Raw genomic sequence first — 20,638 nt, 5'->3', positions numbered from 1 at the left:
TGAGGTATGAAAATGAACAAGGGTGAATTAGTAGATGCGATCGCTGACAAAACTGGTGTTACCAAAAAACAAGCTGATGCGGTCTTGACTGCTGCGCTGGAAGCGATTATTGAAGCTGTAGCCAGTGGCGACAAGGTGACGTTGGTGGGGTTTGGGAGCTTCAATCCACGAGATAGAGCAGCCCGTGAAGGACGCAACCCGAAAACCAATGAAAAGATGGAGATTGCGGCGACCCGTGTGCCTGGGTTTTCGGCTGGAAAAGCTTTTAAGGAAAAAGTCGCGGGTGGCCTTGAAGAGTTGAAGATTGCGGCTTGAGAATGAAAGTCCCTATGTTGAATGGGGACTTGTTACATTACCGGACAAATGTTCGCGCCAATAAAAACAAGGGAACTTCTGCTTTGTAGCACTTGCGCCAAACACAATTGTCTGAACTATCTCGCGTTTCCAGCGACCAAACTTTAATGAATATGTGGTTGCACGGCAGACCGGCCTCCACTACAGCATCAGCTTACCGTCGAAACGCAGAATACTTTTTAAATTACGTGGGTAAGTCATTGGGGGAAATCGCCCTTGAAGACTTGCAAGCTTACGCTATACATCTTAATGAACTTGGCATCAAGGAATCTTCTGCTCGTACCAAGTTAAATGTAGTGAAGTCACTTTTTACTTTTGCTGCCAAGCTTAATTACATCCGCTTCAACGTAGCAGCTGCACTGCGTATCCCCAAAGCTAATAATTCGTTGGCAGGACGCATCCTCAGACAAACTGAGGTATTAAAATTAATCAACCACCCATCATTGCCAGTGCGATCACGTTGTTTGTTGAAGCTTATGTACGCTACAGGAATGCGGGTAAGTGAAGCGTGTCGCCTTAAGTGGGTTGATTTTCACGAGCGCGACAGTGGTGAAATTCAGGTAACTGTATTAGGTAAAGGCTCTAAAATGCGAACGGTATTAGTACCAATAGCAGTGTGGATGGAGCTAGAGCAGCTACGCGCCACAGAGTATGTTTTTACCAACAGCAAAAGCTTGCCTATTGACCGGATGGCAGCTCATCGGATAATTAAAGAGGCAGCAACTCTTGCTGGGATAAACCCAGAAGTGTCGGCGCACTGGTTGAGGCATAGCCATGCGACTCATGCCATAGCCAAAGGCGCTCCCCTGGCGCTGGTACGCGATACGTTGGGGCATAGCTCTGTATCGACCACGAATCAATATTTACACGCTAACCCCACAGATTCCAGCAGCAACTACCTTGGTTTATGAATTACCTGCGAACCTCAGAAGCAACCATCAGCGATATCAAGCCAGGGGCTAGACTTTACGTTAGCCGGGGCGAACATTGCTATGTAGCTAGAATCGGGTTTAACCAGGATTTTGCAGTTTACAAAGGTGGCACTGAATGGGGGCTGGATACAGTGGCTGATCACGGGATTAAGATAGGTGAAGCTATGGCGATCAGACTGTTTCCTATTTGTGCTGAGATGGGTTTGAGGTATCGTTACTAGGTGATGGACAGGCTACTAAACTCTACCAAATCGGGAGCCTCGCCTACTCTGGAATCGGCGATAAACCCCTCAACCGCATTCTCTTTTGTGCCATACATTTCGCGGATATGAGCGCAATCATCCCTATCCCAAAAAAACTCTACTCGGTGCTGTGCCCTCTGTCTTGCTCTTTCGGGCGACAAGTCAACAAAGATGCGCTCACACGCTAGTGGCTGATAATCCAAGATGCGACGGTCTAAATACCAGTCAATGTGCTTTAGCATCTTGCCCCCAGCGCGGTTACTCACACAAAATGGTGTCACACCGTCGCGTGAGTTCCAGATCCACTCCACCTCACTGCCATCCTCAGCAGCATATTTCATCAGGCAGAATGCTTCTCTGTGGCGATATCCGTCAAAGCTTCTCATTCGTGTCTGCTGTTTCAATCAACGCACCATCGCCGACAATCTCAATGGATGCTAACGGTATCCATCTAATTTGCTCCTCTCCGGGGACTTGAATTCCAGCTTCTTGTTCATCACCTCGAACAAGTAGCCCAAATCTCCCATCGGCAAGCTTGACGGGCGGTTCACCTTTGAGTTCTAGATATTGCTGATAGTTCATAAATTCAAACCCCCTCATAGTCCTTGCATTGCTGGCACTCTCCACTCGGATTTATAGCACACCGGAGATAGGGCGATCGCGCATTCCACTTGCAACTCACATCCCCCACAAAACCACGAGATTCACTGTGGCGGCTACAAGCCTCAATCGCCTCGGCAATCGTTATTCCAGCTTCGGCTAGGCTACGAAGACAAGAGTTAGCAGATTCCACTTCTGCCCTATTGCGTGAGAGATAGTCAACTGTTTGAACCAGTCGCCTATTTTTCCAGCCCCAATACGCCACCCATACCCAAATCCCGCCAAATATCACTCCTGCAACAGTCAACCAGCCACCTTGGGCAATCATGAGGATGGTGTTTTCGGTAATAGCGATTATCCCTAGTATCGTAAACCAATCAAATTTTTTCATAATCATTACACCCTTCGCACGGGCCACAGGGGTTGACAGCACAGCGCAACATTCTTGATCCTGCATTATATTTGCAGGTGCGATCGCCTATTGCGTTTATTGCGTTTGCGATTGGAGACATGATTTCTTGTCTAACCACTTCGAGATGCCCTCTCAATTCTTGTAATGGCACACCAGATGGCTCAGTAAATCTTATTTCAGCGCTTGGCTGTTGACATGGCATTACTATCCTTGCTCTGTCTCCAGGCTGTCTGGGATAATCCATCAAAATTTGGTCAAAATATCCACTTCTGGGTATCTCGATTTGCCCTTGCTCGAACATTCGCCTCATTCGCTCCATGTAAGCCCGTTTGTCAGTTCTTGGGCGGGTGGTGAAGGTAATGCGGATTTCGTCTGGTGAGCTACCGGACGTATTCACCTGCTGCGTGTTAGGAGAAAAACGAAACCAACTTTCTTCGCCAATTTCGAGCGATTCCAGTAATTTACCTTGCAGCAACATTCCACCAACTTCTACACTGTCACCCCTTAGAATGGCGTTACCGGGATTGAATGCCTCAATCGTCACTCCTGTGGGGTTAGTGGTGAAGTCTATGTGTCGCGCGAACTTACGCAAAATCAGATTAACTGACGTTTTTCCTGCCTGATGAATTCCGGCTAGAAAGCCCTCTCTGTGGTTGACAATAACCCAGCTTTGACTGTCATCGGGAGGGATGGTTTTTCTGATGCGATCGCTAAGATCGAATGCTAAACGCTCAAGAAATATGGCATTGGCACATATAATCTGGCTCTGATCTAAAATTTGCTCAAAGCCTTGTCGTCCCGAAAGTTCTGAGTGCCAAGAAAAGCGAACCCACCATAGACGATCGCCACCATGATAACGAGCATCAATCTCTAATTGAATTTCCAGTCGTTGAGTTGCTAGGTTCAACAAACTTTTAATCGCGCTCGTACTGACTTCATACACAGCATCCGACCAGAGACGCAGCGTGTAGCCATCCCCTTCAAATCTCTCAATCTGGTTCATTTCTTAATAGTTCTGACAACAAACCCTTAGCTTCCCTACAACGATAACTTAGGTTTTCTAACTGACTTTTAAGTATATCTGGGCTGTCTGTTAGGTAGTCAATTGTCCCTGTTTGCGTCCACTGATCGCAGCTATGAATAACATTTAATCTCTGCTCTACAGCACTCAAAGCATCCGCCAATTCCTGATACTTCTTAGCTTGCTGTTTCCTCTCCCACTTATCCAGCCAAGGGCAAGGTAGGCTATCAGGATCGCGCCCCAAGATGTAAACCTGCTCTAGGAAATCGATTTTATCTTCCCAGTTGCCTTTCAGCCTCCAACCCTCATGCTTCTTGGAAAATTTTTCATAAGTGATTAGCTGGATTTTGAATTTATCCCAAAGCTTTTGCCTGTGGGTGCGATCGTAGTCAACCAAATAGTTGCATCCTGGAACTGCGATGTTCAAAAAGTGTGAGGGGAGAGGCGATCGCCATCGGTTTAGATACTCACAGATATCGCGCCACAATCTCACATCCTCGTAGCTCAAAGGTGCGTCCAATCTGTCAATTAGCGTCTCACAAAACCTTAGCCCATCGTCTACATCCAAGCAATTTGTCAGGTTATTGTAGGCAATGCGATCGCCAGCCTCGCTGTAAATCGCATACGCCCAATACATATCATGCTGACTTGCGCTCCCTCCCCCGGCGTAAATGCAAATTTGGCGGTTCTGATAGGGTGAGCAGCAGCAAAATTTTAGGGCATCCTCAATGCGTTCTGGGGGAAAATTACTCATAAAAAAATCGTTAGACAAATCAGACAAAAAGGTTGCGATCGCTACTCAGTAGGGAATCCTGGATTTGTCTATAAAATCATAATTTCTATATTGTCCAATAATGTCCAGGAAGAAAGATAGCGACAAAATCAAACTTGCTGAAGCAAAGTATATTACAGGTGAACCGCCAGAAGAAATAGCTGCTGCCCTTGGTGTCACTCGTCGCACTATCGATCGCTGGGCAAAAGATGGTAATTGGGATTTGCACAGACAATTAGGCAAAAGCAGTAATGTCATTCAATTGCAGCCAAAGCCGTATGAGAAACTTGGAGGGACGAAGCTACGGGAAGCTGCTAGGCGGCGCGACACGAGTGAGGAACTGGATGATGTTTGGGTAGTTGAAAGTGCGATCGCTGATATTCATGCTTCACTACCAGGCGCGGAAATGGGTAAAGGGAGTATGGCAACAGCGCTTGTAAAACTCATTGAACTCAAGCGTAAGTTGAAACCTGAGACGGTGGCTGATTTGGTCGAACGCGTGATTGAGCTTGGTATTGGCCCTGAAGAATTTTTAGCTGAGTTAAACAATGCGTGGCAAAAAAGAGCATAAGCGTTAGACAGCAGTGGGAGCAAGCTGCTGTTAATGCAGCTGCATCGCAGACAATTAAAATAACTCTTTCTTTATCAGACTTTGTTCGAGAAAGCTGGGAGACATTAGAACCTAGTACGGAACTACTCTGGAATTGGCACATTGATGCAATGTGCTGGCATATCCAAGAAACCCTGCTTGATTGGTTTAAGCATAAAACAAATCCGCATTACGTCCAGCGAATTCAAAACCTTTTAATCAACGTCCCGCCAGGGAGTTTAAAAAGTCGCGTAGTGTCTGTTTGCACACCCGCTTGGTTTTGGACGATTTGCCCTTCATGGAGAGCTATCTTCCTTTCAGCTAATCCCCGCGTTGCGTTACGAGATAGTGTCTATTGCCGAGATGTAGTTGAGAGCGATTGGTATCAGAAGCGCTTTTCACCAGACTGGAAGTTACGAGATGACAATAATTCTAAAACGAGTTTTTGGAATACCAAAGGCGGTGTACGCAGTGCGTTTGGTTTCAACAGCCGGATCACCGGCGATCGCGGGGATTGCCTTCTGTGGGACGATCCGCACGATGCCCAAGAGGTTAATTCTGAGCTTATCAGACAGGGAGTTATTGATCGCTGGGATAGCGCAATCAGGAACCGGGTAAATGATCTGCGATCGTCTGTGCGAATCGGGATAATGCAAAGATTACACACCGATGACTTAGCTGGACACGTTTTAAAGCAAGGCGGCTGGCAGCATCTGTGCATCCCTCAAGAATTTGAAAAAGCGCAGTCACCAACTGCTTTAGGTTGGATTGACCCCAGGACAGAGCCAGATGAACTGATGTTTCCAGAGCGCTTCTCAAAAGAGATATTGGAGCAGGAAAAGAAAGCACTCGGTTCTTATGGCTATGCGGGTCAACACCAGCAGCGACCCGCACCTGCTGACGGTGGACACTTCAAGCGCTCTTGGTGGAAGTATTACTTGGTTGCACCGGACGATTTTGAGCTAATTATTCAGTCCTGGGATTGCACCTTCAAAGATTCTAAAAAATCCGATTTCGTAGTCGGGCAGGTTTGGGGTAAGCGGGGTGGACAATTTTACCTACTCGACCAGGTACGCGATCGCATGGACATCAACGCCACGATCGCAGCAATTCGCGCCCTATCAGCCAAGTATCCCAACTCCACCGCCAAACTTATTGAAGATAAAGCGAATGGCCCAGCCGTGATTAGTATGCTGGAGCGCGAGATACCAGGATTAATTGCCATTGAGCCAGAAGGTGGGAAGTTAGTTCGGGCTGTTGCGATCGCACCTTTTGTTGAAGCTGGCAATGTATTTCTCCCCGACCCCAGTATCGCTTCATGGGTGGGTGATTTTGTTGGTGAATTTAGCACCTTCCCCAATGGGAGTAATGATGACCAGGTAGACGGCACTAGTCAAGCAATTAACTGGTTAGCGAGTAAGGTTACTTACTGGGCTGTGAGCCATGATAATGCTTGGGGAAGTTGAAAAGTTTTCCAACTATGAAAATTGAATTTTATGCCGCTCTTTGGATTTTGCAAACACTGATAATGATCGCATTTTATAGCGGAGTATTCTTACCCGAATTTGGATTTGACCTCAATAGGACTCAGGAATTACCTAAGCCTTGCTCTCCTATTCACTTTATGAAGTAAATATCAACTTTCCGTACTCCCTACAATGACTGTATTACTTGCCACCAAATACCCTGTTAATATATTTGGTTGCAAGCTTATGCGGTTGATCGCTGTTGATGAACGGAATTTATTAGCTCAATTAAATGAGAAATTAGTCCATAAGGTCGTCCACCGGATGTCTCAGGTGTGCCGGGAGCCTTATGAAGACTTATATCAGTTAGGTTATATCGGGTTAATCAAAGCGGCCGATCGCTTTGATCCCAGCACAGGAAATGCTTTTAGCTCTTTCGCTATCCCCTATATTCAAGGGGAAATTCAACATTTTCTCCGTGACCAATGGCAATCAGTAAAACTGCCGCGCACCGCTATTGAAACGAAGGCAAAGGTGCGAAGATTACAGCGATCGCTTGCATCTCTGGGCAGAGAAACAGATGCCTTACAAATCGCATTGGGGCTAGGTATAAGTGAAAGCAAATGGCGTGAAATAGAAGCTTTAGATAGCAATATAACTATTAGTTTAGACGAGCTTTTGCATGAACCCATGCAAGCTGATGACGATGAGGTTGATGATAAAGCGGTGTTAAAACACTTGAGCAAGCTGCAAGCTAATCAGCGAACTGCCATTGTTGAAAAATTTTTCAGCAACAACTCAATTCAAGATATTGCCAAACGCCAAAAAGCAACTCCTGAAAAAATCAAGGCTTATATTAACCTGGGATTGGTCAAGCTACGTATATCGTTGTCACAAGAAGAATTATGAATTTAACTGAATTAGCTATTAACATTAACAAGGATTTTGAGCGTTCTAAGCAATTGTATCAAGACGGAATTGAATATTTAAAACTTGCGCTTTTGAGCGACAGACAAATAGGTGAATCACTAATTATTGTAAAAGGTGCTTTAGCTTACGGAGAATTCAAAACCTGGGTTGAGGAGAATTGTAATTTTTCTCGTAGCCACGCTTACCGCCTAATTACGATCGCTTCCAAGTGGGATAAAATTATTGCAGCTTGTCCCACGCGTGAGACAACCGCCGAATTAGTACTGCCTTCATTAAGAACTGCGATCGCTCTAGCAGCCGCCGAACCAAAACCAGAACTACCGCCACCAGAACCAACAACAAAGTATAAGGTAGCACTCCCATCGCACCCGTGCTACGGGGAGACAGTTGAAGTTAAGGAGGAGTTGAGCAAAGGAGACGTGATACTTTGCAAGACTTCCAAGGGTGAGATTCCCTTCCTCAAAAAAGAACTGGTTCCTGAATCTCAACCGCTTGACCCGGTGGATGCTGAGATTATTGATGTGAAGGTGACTGACATTTCTGAGCAGTTGAAGGAAGCGATCGCGCTGGTGATTGAATATCTGCCAGAAAATGAACTAAAAGCTGTTCTGGCAGCTAGTTTGAGCATTGGTAAAGACTACTTGCCAAGTGATGCTCAAGGCATGGCTGCTAAGTTGATTGGCGGAAAGGAAACAGCTGTTTTAAGTCAAGGCTAACCACTTGCTTTGTTACCTCCCAGCCAGTTTCACGCCCAATTTTACATGTCTTGGTAAAGGCGAAGCTTCCGCAAACAAAAGTATCACTGTCATGCGTCGTTTTTGGGGAAACTCCTGTCAGCCTTTTGACTAAAGATGTGGGTAGCAACCATTCAAATTTGACTGCTTTCTCTAGTTCCTCATAATTAGCCAATGGTGATAAATCCCTTGCATAAGTGTAAGACATCATTTTTTCCATTAACTCTGCCATAACGTTGATGGCGCTCATTCCACTGGCATCAAACTCAATGTCTGGTTGTGGGAGTTTGTCTAGTTTGTCCACTTGGACTTCTGGCTGAATCGGAAAATCGGCGATCGCACCCCCACCCCGAATATGCTTGTCCAGTCTGTCCAGTAGGTCTAATTGTTCGGCGGATATTTCCCCACGGGCTACTGGATCTATCTTTAATCCGTTGATTCGGTTATTTACGGCTTGCCTAGAGTTCAGTTTGTAGCGCTCTTGCAGGCTAGATATTTTGACGGTTTGTCCAGTCATTGTTAGCTTGTCCAGTCACTCACTGGACAATTCTAATATGTCCAGTCACTCACTGGACAAGTTAACATCTCAACTGATTTCTTCAATGAATTTAATCATCTGTTCAGGAGTAGAAATTTCTCCAGATATGTATAATTGCAACGCGAGTTCAGGCGCTAGATGCCCTTTGGTTTCTGGGTGTTTTTGCAAGTCGCTAGCGATGGAGTTCATCGCTTTAACCAAGTCGCCACATTGAGCATATTCAATACTTCTTTGTTTCGCCCAGCTTAAATGTTCTTGGCGAGTTTCTAACATTTACTGTAAATATAAAAAAAGTTTATACAATTCTGTCATGAATCCAATAGGCTTCAAAGTTGAATGTGAATCAATAGAAGAGTATTGCGATCGCCATAATTATAGAGATCCATTTCTAGTGGATGGCAATTGGTGGGCATTTCCACCTCATGCTGTGATGGCAGTTCCTGTAATTACAACCTGCAAAAAGGTGTGGGTTTGGGATGGCAGTTATCCTGCGAGTACTCCCTTTGAAGTGGAGCATATATCTCTTTGTGATCGACATCCTATTCCCTGGAAATACAAAGTAGTGTATTCAAGTAAGGCGCGCTTTACCGTGACTTGTGTCCGCACAGATGTTTACCCGTTATCTTGGGTTTATTGGTGGGTTTATTTCAGGCTTAAAGAAAGTTTGCGTTTGTGCGAGGCGTTTCTTGTTTTTCTGCTTGAAATCTGGGGGTTAGCAGAAACGAAAGATTGTATGAGAGCAAGTTGGCGAGATATTAAAATTTTCAGGCATTTCTAAATCAATGATTGACACTTAACTTTTATACTATTAGCACAAAGAGCAAGCGCAATATAATACTTAAAATTTAAATTACTCTTGTTATTGGAATAGGAATTACGGGTGTTCATGGACACCCGTTTTTTGTAAGCTTTTATTTATGATTAAATTTTATTGTCTCCTTGTGAGGTGGTGAGCCAGCCACCTTTTTATTGGCAATCGGGAACTCAGTTAACTGATAACCGATAACTAATAACTGACAATGCTTAAACTTCCTTTTAAGACAACGCCAAAAGAATTTGAACTAGCTATTATCGGCAACGATGTTACTGGCATTTTGGAGATACCTAAATACGGCGACATCAGCCCCAATGAACGCCTATTTATAAAATCGGCCAACCTAACAGATATTCGCATTGCTGCTGTGAAATTAGCGAAAGATATCGCCACTAAATCAGGTAATAAAGTAATTGATATTTACAATGCCCTGACTCAAGGTGATAGCGAGTCGCTAGCAGAGTATTTAGAGGAGTTTGTAACCTTCCAAGACTTGATGGACGAAACAGCAAGCGCACGTAACCTAGTACTGGCTACTGCCGTAATTCAACGGTTAGTACCGGATTGGAAGCTTGAAAATACTGGCGATCCAAATCAAGTTCATCCGCAATTACTGACTCTGATTATTGAATTCGCCAAAAACGAGGAAGCTGGCTGGCCCGCAGAAGCAACCCCAATCACAGAAGAAGAATTGGGAAACTCGATACCGACCCCAGAGATCCTGACTGGGGAGAAATCTACTGGCGAGTCCGCCGTTACTGGCCGCAAGAAGAAAGATTCAGCGAAGGAAGATTTGGCAGTCAACCAACCTGGGTAATCTTGCAAGCGCTGCATTACGGAGCTAAACTGCATCGTGAGGAGTTGCATCTGGCTGAGTTGGGAATCGCCACTCTGACATCGTGCTTCGTCAACTCCAACCGCGATCCGAAGTCTGAGGCGGCAAAGCCGAGTGACTTTTTCTACTTCACTCCTGCTGATGATGAAGGCGATCGCATTAATTCCACAGCTGCTAATGCCTTCTTTGCGTTGGCTGACGCGGGTAAATTGCCTGGATGGTGTGTAGCGATCGCACCTGTGGATAAACTTGCTAAATCCCGTAATAGCGATCCATGCACGCCTCTTGTGTGGATTGGTGAGGGTTTGGTACTGCTACAGCCGGTTGTTGATGACGGATTGGTGCGGTTCTCTTTGGGGTTTGTTGATGGCGTGAGTGGGGCGATCTCTACAGATGGCGGGGTTGTCAGAGTACCGGAACTAGGTCAAGTTTGGGTGCTGGATGGAGAGTTTGCAGTTACCTCATGAAAAATTTTTCATGAGACAGCGCTGGAAGCATGGCTGTGAAGTAATAAGTAAGATTCATTACTCATTACTCATTACTTATTACTTATTGGGGAACCCATTGTTTGATGTAATGCTGCGATCGCAATCATGGGAACTCTTGGCTCCGCTTCAATCAAACTAACCCTGGATCGTTCCCGGTTCGATAGCGACTTAACAAAGTTGCAACAGCAAGATGCTGGTCAGATTGCATATCGTATCAAGCTGGATACCAAAGATTTTGAGCGACAAATCAAGGGATTGCGATCGCAACAACCCATCTTCATTCCCCTTGAGATAGATACTAGCCGCTTTGACCAGCAGATTAAGAAGCTGTCAACTAGCATCGACCCCATCAAAATTGACCTAGCGCCCAACGTCAAAGATTTCCAAGAAAAGCTGCGGCGCTTGTCTAATATTTCTCCCGTCACAGTTGACATTAAAGTCGATGAGGCGAAAGTAAGACAGCAGTTTGAGCAAGTTGGTAAATATGCTGCTGAGGGTTTTACTCAAGGGTTCTCTGGGGTTGAGGACGCTGGGAAATCGGCTATTGATTCGATGGTGCGATCGGTCAATAAGCAATTAGGAATTCAATCGCCGTCGAAAGTTTTTCGGGACATTGGTAAGTATGCGATCGCGGGTTTGATGCAGGGTTTAGATTCAGTTGATGAATCGAAACTCAAAGGCGTTACGAACAAAATTGAGAGCTATTTCAAGAAGTCCAAAATTAAGATTAATGTAGATATTGATGCTAGTGGGATTAGCGGCAAAGTCAAAGTACAAGCTCCCGTTTCGCCAGTTGAAAAATCTACGCAAAACGCTGGCGACTTTGCAAAAAATATAACCAAGTCTATAGAAGACGGATTCCAGAAAGCCAAGCCCAAAGCTAACTTTTTGGGAGCTATCTTTGGTGGACTTGGCTCACTAATCACCATTCCGTTAGCAGCTACACTCAGAGGTGCGTTTGAAGGCATTGGCACACCTTTGGGGCTTCAGCTGGGGTCTGGAGTATCTAAAGCTATCCAATCAACACTGGGGCAAAATATCGGCTCACTGGAGTTGATATCTCAAAGGGCTGTAGAGAAGTCGTTACAAGCCATTCCCGCCGCACAATCGGCGATCGTTGAGGTAATCAAAAGCAATCCCATTGGTGGAGTCGTAGTTAAGCAGCTTGAGTTGTTGCAAAGAACTCTTGAGCTTTACAGTATTAATTTATCTCCCCAGAAAGCTGTTAAATCTTTGGCGACAGACGAAGAAAGGGCGGTTGCGTCATCCAGTGCTGCGTTCACCGATGTTGAAGCCCAGTTTAAAGCAACCAAGAAAGCCAAAGCATCGGCTGCTAGTGAATTCTTGGATATCGCTAACAACCAAGAAGATGTTAAGAAAATTGTTCCGCTAATCAAGCAGAAAGAAGAGGATTTAGCCAAAAAGCAAAAAAAACTTCAAGCTGCACAACAGGCGATCGCTGCTTTAGAAATCCGGCTACAAAAAATCGCTGAACTTCCACTCGAACAAAGGGGAGCAGCAGAGACATCGATTAAATCAAAGATGGCTGAGTTTTCTGAAGTATTGGCGGGCGGAAATCTCAGCATTGAACAAGATATTAAAGCTATTGCCTCTCTCAAGAAAACTGGTGCTGATTATTTTGAGAGGCTAAATAGTCAAATTAAATTATTAGCTGATTTGGGAATTGAGCAAGAATTGTCTTCTCAGTCAGCAGAGTTACTCAAAAGTATGGAAATTTTTGGACAGATGGCAGCAGCCCAGAAATCTGTTCAAATAGCCCAAGGTAGCGTCAAAACCAACGCCAAGACTAGCACAGCAATTCGGGGCAAGAAGCTTACTAAGTTAACAGACTTAGCTACTTCTGCTAAGACGAATTTAGATTCCGCGATCGTTTCACCAGACGCTACCCCTGAACAAGTTCAAAAACTTCAAAAACGTGCGGCGGCTGCGAACAAGGCATTGGATCTGTACAAGCTTGAACTTGCCGATCCCGCCAAGGAAATTGAAAAATTAAACAGGAAGTTGGCGGCGGCTAACGAAGTATTAGCTGAAAATATCCAGGAATTACAAACTCGGCTGACCAAAGCTATTCCCGCCCTGTATAGTAATGCATCGCACGAAGTAGTCAAGGTTGGCAATCTTAACGAAATTGCGCCACAAAAGCCCAAATCCGTAGTGCAGGAACAGAAAGAATACTACAGTGAAGGGGCAATACTACAAAGGGAGCAGGGCAAAAAGAAAGAGCAGGAAATAAAAAGAAATATAGCAAACAACCGCTCCGAGACTGAGCTACCACGAGAATACAGAGAAATTGTTAAAGACGTAGCCGATTTGTATGCAGGCATTAAGGTTAAATCGCGTGACATCCCACAACTTAAAGCATCTGGTACTCAACAAGAACTAGGCTACTCAGGGTTATACGATCCTACAAAAAATCAAGTATCGGTAAGCAATGAATTATTCTCTAGAGCGCAGTCTGGAAGTTTAACATCGCTCGATATATCCACTCTTACCCATGAAATAATCCACGCGATTGATTATGGTTTCGGCAAAAAAACTCAGATAGATGCGGCTGACTCTGTTCGGAATATACAGCCAACAGCAGAGGAGCTAAGGATTGAAGGTGGGCGAATTGAAGGCTCGACTCGATTTGAAGATGCAGAAAAAAATCACGGACAATCACGAGATTTATCAAGAACTTTAGAGACGAATGCTTACATAGGTGACTTAAGACTCTCACCAGAGGTAGTGAAACGGACAGAGAAAAAACGAGCAATTCACAACTTTGAAGCAGAGTTTGGCAGGGGCGCTCCACTTCCAGCAAGTCAGTACAAAGGCATAAATAGCTCTGTAGATACACATTACACTAAAGTCCAACAAGAAGCGTTATCGTCTGGGATAAGTATAGAGAAAGAAGGGAAAGAATCTCTAGCTCATCAAAAGTTAATACTAGAAAAAGGATTTTCTGAGCTTAAGCCACTACTTGACAAGGCACGCTCCTCGCTTCATGTCTTACCTACTGAAGAAATAATTGCTTTGCAAGAATCCCTTAGAAATACTCTTGCATCATCAATGTCTGCCATTGAGAAGGAGCAGGCAGCATTGCAGAGTGAATTGGAGAAAAAGAAGCTTACCTCAGTAGAAAAAATATCGCCAATTAAGTCAAACTACGATATCTGGGATTCACCTAAAACTGAATTGCCTTTAACTACTAACAATCCAGGACTGGATTTTAAAACAAGTGCTGATGTGCGAAAATTCGCCGCTTCAAATCTCAACGCTAAGGGTGTGAAGGATTTAGCACGACGCATGGGGATTGATACCAAATATACAAATAAAGAGCTTTTATTAAATGAGATTAGTTCAGGTGGTGGAACCGCAGATGGTAGAGAGCAGATAGCCCAAAAAATAAGTCAGCTTACACCAGATAAATTTTTATCAAAATCCAACACTAAAGGTAATGTAAATCCATCGCTTGATGCTCCAAAAGCTATCAGTGAACTCAAAAAAGCAAGAAAGTCACTTGCTGATGCCCTAAAAATTGCTCAAGATTTAGATGTCAGTGATAGACGTTTAGCGCTTGAGTCGATAATAAAAGCATCGGCTGAACAAGAGGCGATCGCTAAACAGTTAAGCAGCGAACATCAGCTAACTCCCGGACATAGCAAGTCTTTGGGAGGGGTCAGGACTCAACTTAAAAGCATTTCCGAACAATCGAAAATTGGATTAGCCGAGATTGGTCAGACTGGAAATCCGGCAGCCATAGGGGAGGGGTTAGGAGCGAATTTAGTAGGTGCGATCGGAAGTGGTATGAGCAATACTGCTCAAAAACCCATCAAACAAATTCAACAGGTAATGGCGGCTATTGAAGGAGCAGCCAAAAATGAAGCTGAGATTAGATCGCCGTCTAAGGTGTTTGAACGCATTGGTAAATTTATCGCTGAAGGTTTGGCAGTTGGGATTACAGAGGGCGCAAGTCTAGTACAAAGAGCGATCGCTAACATCATCAACCAAGGCAAAAAAGAACTGTCGCCCGAAACTATCAGTGAAGTACTAGAAGGCACTGTAACCGGACTCAATGCCAAGCTAGATAGATTCCAAACAACATCCAAAATAGTTGAAGATATTCAATCTGATAACATCAAAAGGGGCGAAGATAACGCTCCAAACCCCGACAAACGCGACAACGAGCGCGACACCATTCGCCAACGGGCTAAGTTATCAGCCAAATTGGAACGCAAATATGGCATGGAGGGTTTAGCTCCAGAGATATTACCAGATCGCATTCAAGACTCTGGCGAAATTGCCCCAAGTCCTTCCATATTCCAGGGCATCAAAGATATTTTCAAATCGCTTGACAACAGTATTGCCAAACGAGTTAAAAAACGGGCTTCCCAATTAGCGATAGAAGTTGATACCGCGATCGCGCCAAGTCTAGAAACTCAAGCGATCGCAGCCGAACAGCGTGGCGATAAGGTTGAGCAAAAGCAATACCAAAAGTTAGCCCGTCAGTCCCGCGCAACGACCAAAGGCATAGCTAAAATCCTAGAAACTCCTGGGGATTTAACAGAGAAGCAGGTCAAGCAACTTGATAGGTTAACCAGTCAACTTGAGAAAGTTTACGATGCGATCGGCAGGCCATTGCCTAGTCAGGGATTCTTGGAATCTATTGGTATTGGGGCGGGTGGTGCGATCGGGCTTATCAAAAATCTGGGCGGGGTAATCAAAGGTTTCCTCGCATTCAGCATTGGAATGTGGGCACAGAATTTCTTTGGCAGCATTGCCCAGGAATCATTTAAAGCATTTGTAGAACTCGATCGCCTCAAAACTGCCCTAAATTTCGCATCAGGGGGATCTGCTGGGGGCGCTCAGAATTTGGCGTTTGTCCGCAAGACTGTTGAGGATCTGAAAATCCCTTTGAAGTCCTCAACCGAGGGCTTTGTGGGATTAGCAGCAGCTGCAAGAGGAACGAGTCTAGAAGGCAAGGGTACTCGTGAACTCTTTTTGGGAATGGCGGACGCAAGTACTGTATTAAGCCTCAGTAGCGAGCAAACATCACGGGCATTTTTAGCGTTACAGCAAGCACTCAGTAAAGGAAAATTATCGTCCGAGGAAATGCGCCAGCAGTTAGCAGAATCAGGGCTGACAGGCGCTTTGGGCATTGCCGCCCGTGCAATGGGTGTAACTGAGGCAGAGTTCAGTAGGCTACTCGATACGGGATCTATATTGTCTGAGGATTTCTTGCCGCGCTTTGCTGCCCAGCTAAAATCTGAATTTGGCGATGCTGCTAAGGATGCTTCTAATAATGCCCAAAGTGCAATATTTGGGGTAGAAAACGCATTCCTCAGTTTGCAGCAAGGTGTAGGCGAAGGTATTGCACCAGCTGCTACAGCAGGGTTGAATGTTTTTGCTGTTGTACTCAAAGGAATCACATCTGTTGCCAGAGAGCTTGGATTTGCCCTAATAGCTGTGTCTCTAGCTTTGTCAGGGAAGATGCTGTCTGCTCTTGGCGCTGTTTTGTCTGAGATGATTAAAGTCAATTTTGCACAAGTCGGATTGACTGGTGGAATGAAAGCCTTTGGACAGACTATCAATAATTCAGCTTCAGTAAAATGGGCGGCTGGTATTTTCGCTGTTTTGGAAGTTGTAAAACTGCTGAATGATGCCGTAAATACTGACCTAGTGAAATCATTTAACGAGGCAGCTAAGGCAGCTAAGAAAACAGCAGAGGAAGCTGCAAACGCATACAAAAAAGCTAGTAAACCAGAATCTTCAAATAGCTTTGGTAAATTGGCAGATGATTTTTTAATTAGCCCCATCAGAAATAATGCACAGAAATTACAAAGCAATCCTGTAACCTCAGCTTTGTCTGCCGTGGCTGCTAGTTATGTACCGGGAGGAGCCATAGCGCTTAAGGGGGCAAGTAAACTCCAAACTTTTGGAGAGCTAGAGCGCGATACAACAATCAAAGATATTAACGATCTTTCAGATGAAACGAAGAATTTTTTAGCTGCGGCTCGTGTGCGATTGCAGGGACTGAAAAACGGCACAGGCAAAACAGGACAATTACCAAAAATTGATGCGGAGCTTTTAAGTGCCGAACAGCAACGCCAAGTTACTCAAGCTCAAGTCAAACGGGATTTCACGGATAAGGGTTTAGCTGTACCTGCCGAATTCAGACAAAAACAACAAGAACAAAATGAGCAAATAAAAAAGCTTAATGACAAGCGTGCGGAAATTGCTAAACCTATTACCTTGGATTCGACGAAAACAGACCAGTATATTAACAGCATTAAGGCACTGTTAGAGGTTCTTGACGATCCCAAGGCAGTTAGCGCGTTGGGAGGGGTAGAGGCAGTAGAAAAACTCAAAACTAGGCTTAAAGAAATAGCAGCCCCAACCAAAGAATTTAAGGCTGATTTGGACGCATCTTTAGCCTCACTCCGAGTTGACCCAATAAGGGCATTTACCCAAGCACTACGAGGATTGAACTTGGCATTGGCTGAAGGACAAGAGAAGAATAAGGAGAATCTTTCACAACGTAAATTAGGTAATACCAAGGAAGCGATCGCTGGATTCTCCAGTAATAACTTAGCCACCAAGAAGCTCGCATTCTTAAATGCTAATGATGAATATAATGCAGCTGTTGCTGATGAAAGCACTCTTGGTGTGGCAACCAAAGCATACGATAAAGAACTCAATAGACCAGAATTTCAATCAACATTAAAGAGACTAGGTGTAGCACCAGATTCATCAATCGCCAAAATTGACGATATCCTCAAAAACACTTCAGATGAAGCTGACAAAGGGATATTAGAAAAGCTGAAAGCGGGACGTGAATCCAAGGTAAAATTTGCCGAAGCTCAACAAACTACCACCGACACCAAAGGAAAGCTGCAACAAGTAATTCAAGACACTTCCCTGTCAATACTTGACGAATCCGCCGCCAATTCTCGCGCTGCTATTCAAAAGTCCGAGAATGATAAAATCTCCTTCCTCAAAGGCGCTCAGGCAACTAGGCTGATGTCAGAGGAAGTGGTTAATGAACAAATTGCCAAAGTTCAACTCAACAGCAGTCAGTTGCAGAAAAAGAACATCGTTGATCAGCTAGCTACCCTACGGGCTTATCACGAACAAGGCAAGGTATCAGCCGAGGAATTCACTAAACGCCAGCGTGACTTATCCACTGAATTAACCGCCACAGAACGCCAAGAGGCAGAGAACCGCCTCGCTGTACAGCAAACAGTTCAGGCGCGACGACTTAAAGATATTGAGTTTGTTAACAAGAAAGCCGAAAGTGCGATCGCACTTTCTTCAACTTCTGCCACTACTGGGAATAAAGAAAAACTTTTAGCTTCTGGGTTAACGCCACAAGCCCAAGACCAATTTGCTCTTGACCAAAACTCCATTGACCAGAAAGCAGCTACTAGTAACATTGCCCTCATCAAAACCAAGATTGCCCAAACTAAGAAGTTGCAACGAGAAGGGGTGCTTAGTGCGCGAGAAGCCACGGAAAAAGAAATGGCTCTTAACCTTGAGCTAGCCCAAAGCAACCAGCAACTAATTGACCTAAAAATTGCGGCTGAGGAGAAGTACCGGGAAGTCGTCGAGCATAACATTCAACGCATCATGCAAGCTGAGGATAATCGCTTCAAAAAGCAACAAAGTCAGCTTGATGAATCCAAAGCAAAACTTGACCTTTATAACCAAAGTTTGGAGCGTACTGGCAAATTAGAACAATCCCGCAACAGCCTATCCAAAGCGTTATCTAACGCTGCTCTTGCACCTCTGGAAAACCAAAAAGCTGATGCTGATGATGCGGAAGCATTGGTACAGAAGCTCAAAGATCCGAGCATTAAACCTCAAGCTAAGGCAGCTATTAAGGCTCAACTTAAGAAGCTAGGCTATGGGCAGCAGTACGGGCTGACTGTCACACCTGCCACAGTCACAAAAGGCAGTAGCGGAGACAACCCAGAAGACTACGAGCTTCAAATTAAAGAGAAAAAAGAAGAAACTGAGCAAAACATTGCCAGAATCAAAGAGTTAAGCATGAAAGCAGAGCAGGAATTTCAACGCAAAGCATTAGAAAATGATCTGAAGCGCCAGAAAATTGCTGCTCAAACACTTCTGTATGAGGCTCAAGCTGCCCAACTATCCGCCCAAAAAGCCAAAAACGAAGCTGAGGGAGCGCTCAAGATTGCCATATCCAAAAAAGACCCACTGGCCATTCAAACCGCCCAGACTAACCTCGACATTGCCAACAAGCAAATTGACCTCAGCAATCAGCGTGTAGACAGTGCCCAGGCTAATCTCAACGACCAGCCTGAGATTGCTGCTAACGCGACCCAAGAGCAGAAAGTCACCCAAGGGACGGAAGCTCTAAACCTGCAAGCTGGTGAATCAAGGCGTAGACGTGGCGCTGCAATAGATTTGGTAGAGACTAGTGAGCGTGCTGGCAGACCAATAAGTTTGTCGGAAGCTGAGAAAAACCGATCTCCAGAACTAGCACTTCCGACAAGAATTGACGTTAACCAGATTCCTAAACTCGAACTCAAGCCGGGAGAAAACCTGTTTGATGCTTACCAACGACAACGGGATGGAATGAAGCTACCAAGCGAGTCAGCAAAATTTCCGACATCTACCAAAGCCGACATTCCGCCAATTGATAAAACGCAATCGGTATTAACTTCAAGCAGTATTCAACCGCGTGAGTCTAGTAGTGGCAATCAATTTGTAGAGGCGCTGAAGATGGCTAATCAGGGGATTGAACAAAGGCTTGATAGGTTGATTGAAAGCATGGCTACAGTTGCTAGTACACCGCGCAGTCTAACAGTTTCCAGCGCTAACCCGATTGATGATGCGGCGGACTTGATGAATAGGATGTCACGGGGACAGGTAATGGCTGCGGGAATGTGAAAAATTTTTCATAAGGGAATCAGTTGATTTAAATAATTTTTCAGATTTGTCTACTCCACTCAATCAACTTCCCGCCCTTAAAGATAAAACTTTAACTTCCCCGTTCGCTTTCGTATTGGGAAGGCAATCCGACTCTGCCATGAAAACTATGATATCGCCTAGAAAAATGTTCTAAGTAGGGATTAGATAAAACTGCCCGCCGCTTTGTTATTTTTAAGCTAATTTGACGGTATAAGGTTGCTGCATCAATTCCAAAAACCTTCTTAAAATCAGCCGTTAGCTCAGGTAAACCTACTTGTTCTAACTCACATTCAACAGGAATTGTTTCAAAGAAATAAAATCTTTCATGACGGTGAGATTGAACAAGTTTCCACTCTCCACTATTCATAGTATTTTTATCTGCTATGTCTCTAACTTCTCGCGCTGTTGCAATCTCACATAAAATCACAGAATTTAGCAGTTTTGACGATTGAATATTACTACTTTGTCTAGCTCTATAATCCCAATCCAAATCACAATCTTGTGTAACAATAATTGCGTAAGGATGAACAACTGGCTCAAAGGATAATTCTTGTGCCTCTAGTGATAGTTCATTAGCAACAGGGTTATACTGCACCACGTTTGTCAGTATCTCTCCTTGCCTTATAGAGCCATATTTAGTTGACGGTTGGTAGATAGCTTGTTTTCTCATGCACTAAATTTAACAAGCTATGATTCTAAAACAATAGGCGGTCTGACTTTTGCAGATTTCAATTTACCCTTGATACTACTAGCTGGAATAGTAGGTAGATTAGCTGGGGGAAAGCGATCGGAATAAAAATCAGAAATTCCTTTAAGTTCGTCAGCAGCTTCTTCCAAGGCAGATTCCGGCAGAGATTGGAGAATAAACAAGCATTTTAGTAGTGCGCTTAATGTGGGGCGAGGAAGACGATTCCAGTCAGTTCTGACAGACACAGAAGAACCCGACATCATTAAATCAAACGATGGATACTGTA

Annotated in this window: 20 protein-coding genes; 11 read left to right on the top strand and 9 right to left on the bottom strand. The window is 44.5% G+C overall.

Going from position 1 to position 20,638, the window contains the following annotated elements; translation table 11 throughout:
- Positions 1-12 precede the first annotated feature (12 nt).
- The 3 genes from FD724_RS07440 (at position 13) to FD724_RS07430 (ending at position 1,507) form a co-directional block, all read left to right on the top strand.
- The gene (locus tag FD724_RS07440) at positions 13-315 is read left to right on the top strand and encodes an HU family DNA-binding protein (protein WP_179072160.1); all 303 of its coding nucleotides are present in this window, start codon (positions 13-15) and stop codon (positions 313-315) included.
- Positions 316-422: 107 nt separating this feature from the next.
- Positions 423-1,265 (top strand): tyrosine-type recombinase/integrase, encoded by an 843-nt coding sequence (locus FD724_RS07435; protein WP_179072159.1) that lies wholly within the window; start codon positions 423-425, stop codon positions 1,263-1,265.
- Positions 1,262-1,507: a hypothetical protein gene (locus tag FD724_RS07430; RefSeq protein WP_179072158.1), complete on the top strand. Its 246-nt coding sequence runs from the start codon at positions 1,262-1,264 to the stop codon at positions 1,505-1,507. Before FD724_RS07435 ends, FD724_RS07430 begins: the two co-directional genes overlap by 4 nt.
- Here the strand turns inward: FD724_RS07430 and FD724_RS07425 are convergent.
- From FD724_RS07425 to FD724_RS07405, 5 genes are read right to left on the bottom strand one after another with little or no spacing between them, the layout of a single operon-like run.
- Positions 1,504-1,914: a hypothetical protein gene (locus tag FD724_RS07425; protein ID WP_179072157.1), complete on the bottom strand. Its 411-nt coding sequence runs from the start codon at positions 1,912-1,914 to the stop codon at positions 1,504-1,506. The two genes, FD724_RS07430 and FD724_RS07425, sit on opposite strands and share 4 nt — an antisense overlap.
- Positions 1,901-2,110 carry a hypothetical protein gene (locus tag FD724_RS07420; RefSeq protein WP_179072156.1) on the bottom strand — a complete coding sequence of 70 codons (210 nt, stop codon included), beginning with the start codon at positions 2,108-2,110 and terminating at the stop codon, positions 1,901-1,903. Before FD724_RS07420 ends, FD724_RS07425 begins: the two co-directional genes overlap by 14 nt.
- 4 nt (positions 2,111-2,114) lie before the next feature.
- The gene (locus FD724_RS07415; RefSeq protein ID WP_179072155.1) at positions 2,115-2,519 is read right to left on the bottom strand and encodes a DUF6464 family protein; all 405 of its coding nucleotides are present in this window, start codon (positions 2,517-2,519) and stop codon (positions 2,115-2,117) included.
- Positions 2,506-3,543 (bottom strand): DUF6464 family protein, encoded by a 1,038-nt coding sequence (locus tag FD724_RS41995; protein ID WP_179071153.1) that lies wholly within the window; start codon positions 3,541-3,543, stop codon positions 2,506-2,508. Before FD724_RS41995 ends, FD724_RS07415 begins: the two co-directional genes overlap by 14 nt.
- Positions 3,530-4,315: a hypothetical protein gene (locus FD724_RS07405; RefSeq protein ID WP_179072154.1), complete on the bottom strand. Its 786-nt coding sequence runs from the start codon at positions 4,313-4,315 to the stop codon at positions 3,530-3,532. The genes FD724_RS41995 and FD724_RS07405 overlap by 14 nt, the downstream gene beginning before the upstream one ends.
- A gap of 100 nt (positions 4,316-4,415) precedes the next feature.
- On the opposite strand from FD724_RS07405, the gene FD724_RS07400 reads away from it, so the two are divergent.
- The 4 genes from FD724_RS07400 to FD724_RS07385 all read left to right on the top strand — a co-directional run bounded on the left by FD724_RS07400 (position 4,416) and on the right by FD724_RS07385 (position 8,034).
- Positions 4,416-4,904: a helix-turn-helix domain-containing protein gene (locus tag FD724_RS07400; protein ID WP_179072153.1), complete on the top strand. Its 489-nt coding sequence runs from the start codon at positions 4,416-4,418 to the stop codon at positions 4,902-4,904.
- Positions 4,886-6,388 carry a phage terminase large subunit gene (terL, locus tag FD724_RS07395; RefSeq protein WP_179072152.1) on the top strand — a complete coding sequence of 501 codons (1,503 nt, stop codon included), beginning with the start codon at positions 4,886-4,888 and terminating at the stop codon, positions 6,386-6,388. Before FD724_RS07400 ends, terL begins: the two co-directional genes overlap by 19 nt.
- A gap of 192 nt (positions 6,389-6,580) precedes the next feature.
- On the top strand, positions 6,581-7,297 hold the full coding sequence (locus FD724_RS07390; RefSeq protein ID WP_179072151.1) for a sigma-70 family RNA polymerase sigma factor: 717 nt from the start codon (positions 6,581-6,583) through the stop codon (positions 7,295-7,297).
- Positions 7,294-8,034: a DUF3102 domain-containing protein gene (locus FD724_RS07385; RefSeq protein ID WP_179072150.1), complete on the top strand. Its 741-nt coding sequence runs from the start codon at positions 7,294-7,296 to the stop codon at positions 8,032-8,034. Before FD724_RS07390 ends, FD724_RS07385 begins: the two co-directional genes overlap by 4 nt.
- Here the strand turns inward: FD724_RS07385 and FD724_RS07380 are convergent.
- Both FD724_RS07380 and FD724_RS07375 read right to left on the bottom strand, forming a co-directional pair.
- Positions 7,988-8,569 carry a hypothetical protein gene (locus FD724_RS07380; RefSeq protein WP_179072149.1) on the bottom strand — a complete coding sequence of 194 codons (582 nt, stop codon included), beginning with the start codon at positions 8,567-8,569 and terminating at the stop codon, positions 7,988-7,990. The two genes, FD724_RS07385 and FD724_RS07380, sit on opposite strands and share 47 nt — an antisense overlap.
- 69 nt (positions 8,570-8,638) lie before the next feature.
- Positions 8,639-8,863 carry a hypothetical protein gene (locus FD724_RS07375; RefSeq protein WP_179072148.1) on the bottom strand — a complete coding sequence of 75 codons (225 nt, stop codon included), beginning with the start codon at positions 8,861-8,863 and terminating at the stop codon, positions 8,639-8,641.
- 37 nt (positions 8,864-8,900) lie between these two features.
- Here FD724_RS07375 and FD724_RS07370 point away from each other — a divergent pair, with 37 nt between their 5' ends.
- The 4 genes from FD724_RS07370 to FD724_RS07355 all read left to right on the top strand — a co-directional run bounded on the left by FD724_RS07370 (position 8,901) and on the right by FD724_RS07355 (position 19,643).
- Positions 8,901-9,368 (top strand): hypothetical protein, encoded by a 468-nt coding sequence (locus tag FD724_RS07370; RefSeq protein WP_179072147.1) that lies wholly within the window; start codon positions 8,901-8,903, stop codon positions 9,366-9,368.
- A gap of 241 nt (positions 9,369-9,609) precedes the next feature.
- Positions 9,610-10,221, top strand: coding sequence for a hypothetical protein (locus FD724_RS07365; protein ID WP_179072146.1), 612 nt, complete (start codon positions 9,610-9,612; stop codon positions 10,219-10,221).
- Between the two features lie 2 nt (positions 10,222-10,223).
- The gene (locus FD724_RS07360; RefSeq protein ID WP_179072145.1) at positions 10,224-10,706 is read left to right on the top strand and encodes a hypothetical protein; all 483 of its coding nucleotides are present in this window, start codon (positions 10,224-10,226) and stop codon (positions 10,704-10,706) included.
- Positions 10,707-10,832: 126 nt separating this feature from the next.
- The gene (locus FD724_RS07355; RefSeq protein ID WP_179072144.1) at positions 10,833-19,643 is read left to right on the top strand and encodes a tape measure protein; all 8,811 of its coding nucleotides are present in this window, start codon (positions 10,833-10,835) and stop codon (positions 19,641-19,643) included.
- Between the two features lie 91 nt (positions 19,644-19,734).
- On the opposite strand, the gene FD724_RS07350 is transcribed toward FD724_RS07355, so the two are convergent.
- Together FD724_RS07350 and FD724_RS40290 are read right to left on the bottom strand one after the other, a co-directional pair.
- Entirely contained in the window at positions 19,735-20,334 is a 600-nt protein-coding gene (locus FD724_RS07350; protein ID WP_179072143.1) for a hypothetical protein, read from the bottom strand.
- A gap of 17 nt (positions 20,335-20,351) precedes the next feature.
- Positions 20,352-20,597: a hypothetical protein gene (locus tag FD724_RS40290; protein WP_218651507.1), complete on the bottom strand. Its 246-nt coding sequence runs from the start codon at positions 20,595-20,597 to the stop codon at positions 20,352-20,354.
- Between the last annotated feature and the right edge of the window lie 41 nt (positions 20,598-20,638).

It is taken from the genome of Nostoc sp. C057 (genome assembly GCF_013393925.1).
GTDB classification, from domain to species: Bacteria; Cyanobacteriota; Cyanobacteriia; order Cyanobacteriales; family Nostocaceae; genus Nostoc; species Nostoc muscorum_A.
Note: the sequence above shows the minus strand (reverse complement) of the source record. Positions and strands in the feature narration are given on the sequence as shown.

Coding starts and splice junctions, on each gene's coding strand:
- FD724_RS07350 (WP_179072143.1), bottom strand. CDS start 20,334: ATGAGAAAACAAGCTATCTACCAACCGTCAACTAAATATGGCTCTATA.
- FD724_RS07385 (WP_179072150.1), top strand. CDS start 7,294: ATGAATTTAACTGAATTAGCTATTAACATTAACAAGGATTTTGAGCGT.
- FD724_RS07365 (WP_179072146.1), top strand. CDS start 9,610: ATGCTTAAACTTCCTTTTAAGACAACGCCAAAAGAATTTGAACTAGCT.
- FD724_RS07405 (WP_179072154.1), bottom strand. CDS start 4,315: ATGAGTAATTTTCCCCCAGAACGCATTGAGGATGCCCTAAAATTTTGC.
- FD724_RS07430 (WP_179072158.1), top strand. CDS start 1,262: ATGAATTACCTGCGAACCTCAGAAGCAACCATCAGCGATATCAAGCCA.
- FD724_RS07415 (WP_179072155.1), bottom strand. CDS start 2,519: ATGAAAAAATTTGATTGGTTTACGATACTAGGGATAATCGCTATTACC.
- FD724_RS07440 (WP_179072160.1), top strand. CDS start 13: ATGAACAAGGGTGAATTAGTAGATGCGATCGCTGACAAAACTGGTGTT.
- FD724_RS07370 (WP_179072147.1), top strand. CDS start 8,901: ATGAATCCAATAGGCTTCAAAGTTGAATGTGAATCAATAGAAGAGTAT.
- FD724_RS07390 (WP_179072151.1), top strand. CDS start 6,581: ATGACTGTATTACTTGCCACCAAATACCCTGTTAATATATTTGGTTGC.
- FD724_RS07375 (WP_179072148.1), bottom strand. CDS start 8,863: ATGTTAGAAACTCGCCAAGAACATTTAAGCTGGGCGAAACAAAGAAGT.
- FD724_RS07425 (WP_179072157.1), bottom strand. CDS start 1,914: ATGAGAAGCTTTGACGGATATCGCCACAGAGAAGCATTCTGCCTGATG.
- FD724_RS07400 (WP_179072153.1), top strand. CDS start 4,416: ATGTCCAGGAAGAAAGATAGCGACAAAATCAAACTTGCTGAAGCAAAG.
- FD724_RS07420 (WP_179072156.1), bottom strand. CDS start 2,110: ATGAACTATCAGCAATATCTAGAACTCAAAGGTGAACCGCCCGTCAAG.
- FD724_RS41995 (WP_179071153.1), bottom strand. CDS start 3,543: ATGAACCAGATTGAGAGATTTGAAGGGGATGGCTACACGCTGCGTCTC.
- FD724_RS07380 (WP_179072149.1), bottom strand. CDS start 8,569: ATGACTGGACAAACCGTCAAAATATCTAGCCTGCAAGAGCGCTACAAA.
- FD724_RS07355 (WP_179072144.1), top strand. CDS start 10,833: ATGGGAACTCTTGGCTCCGCTTCAATCAAACTAACCCTGGATCGTTCC.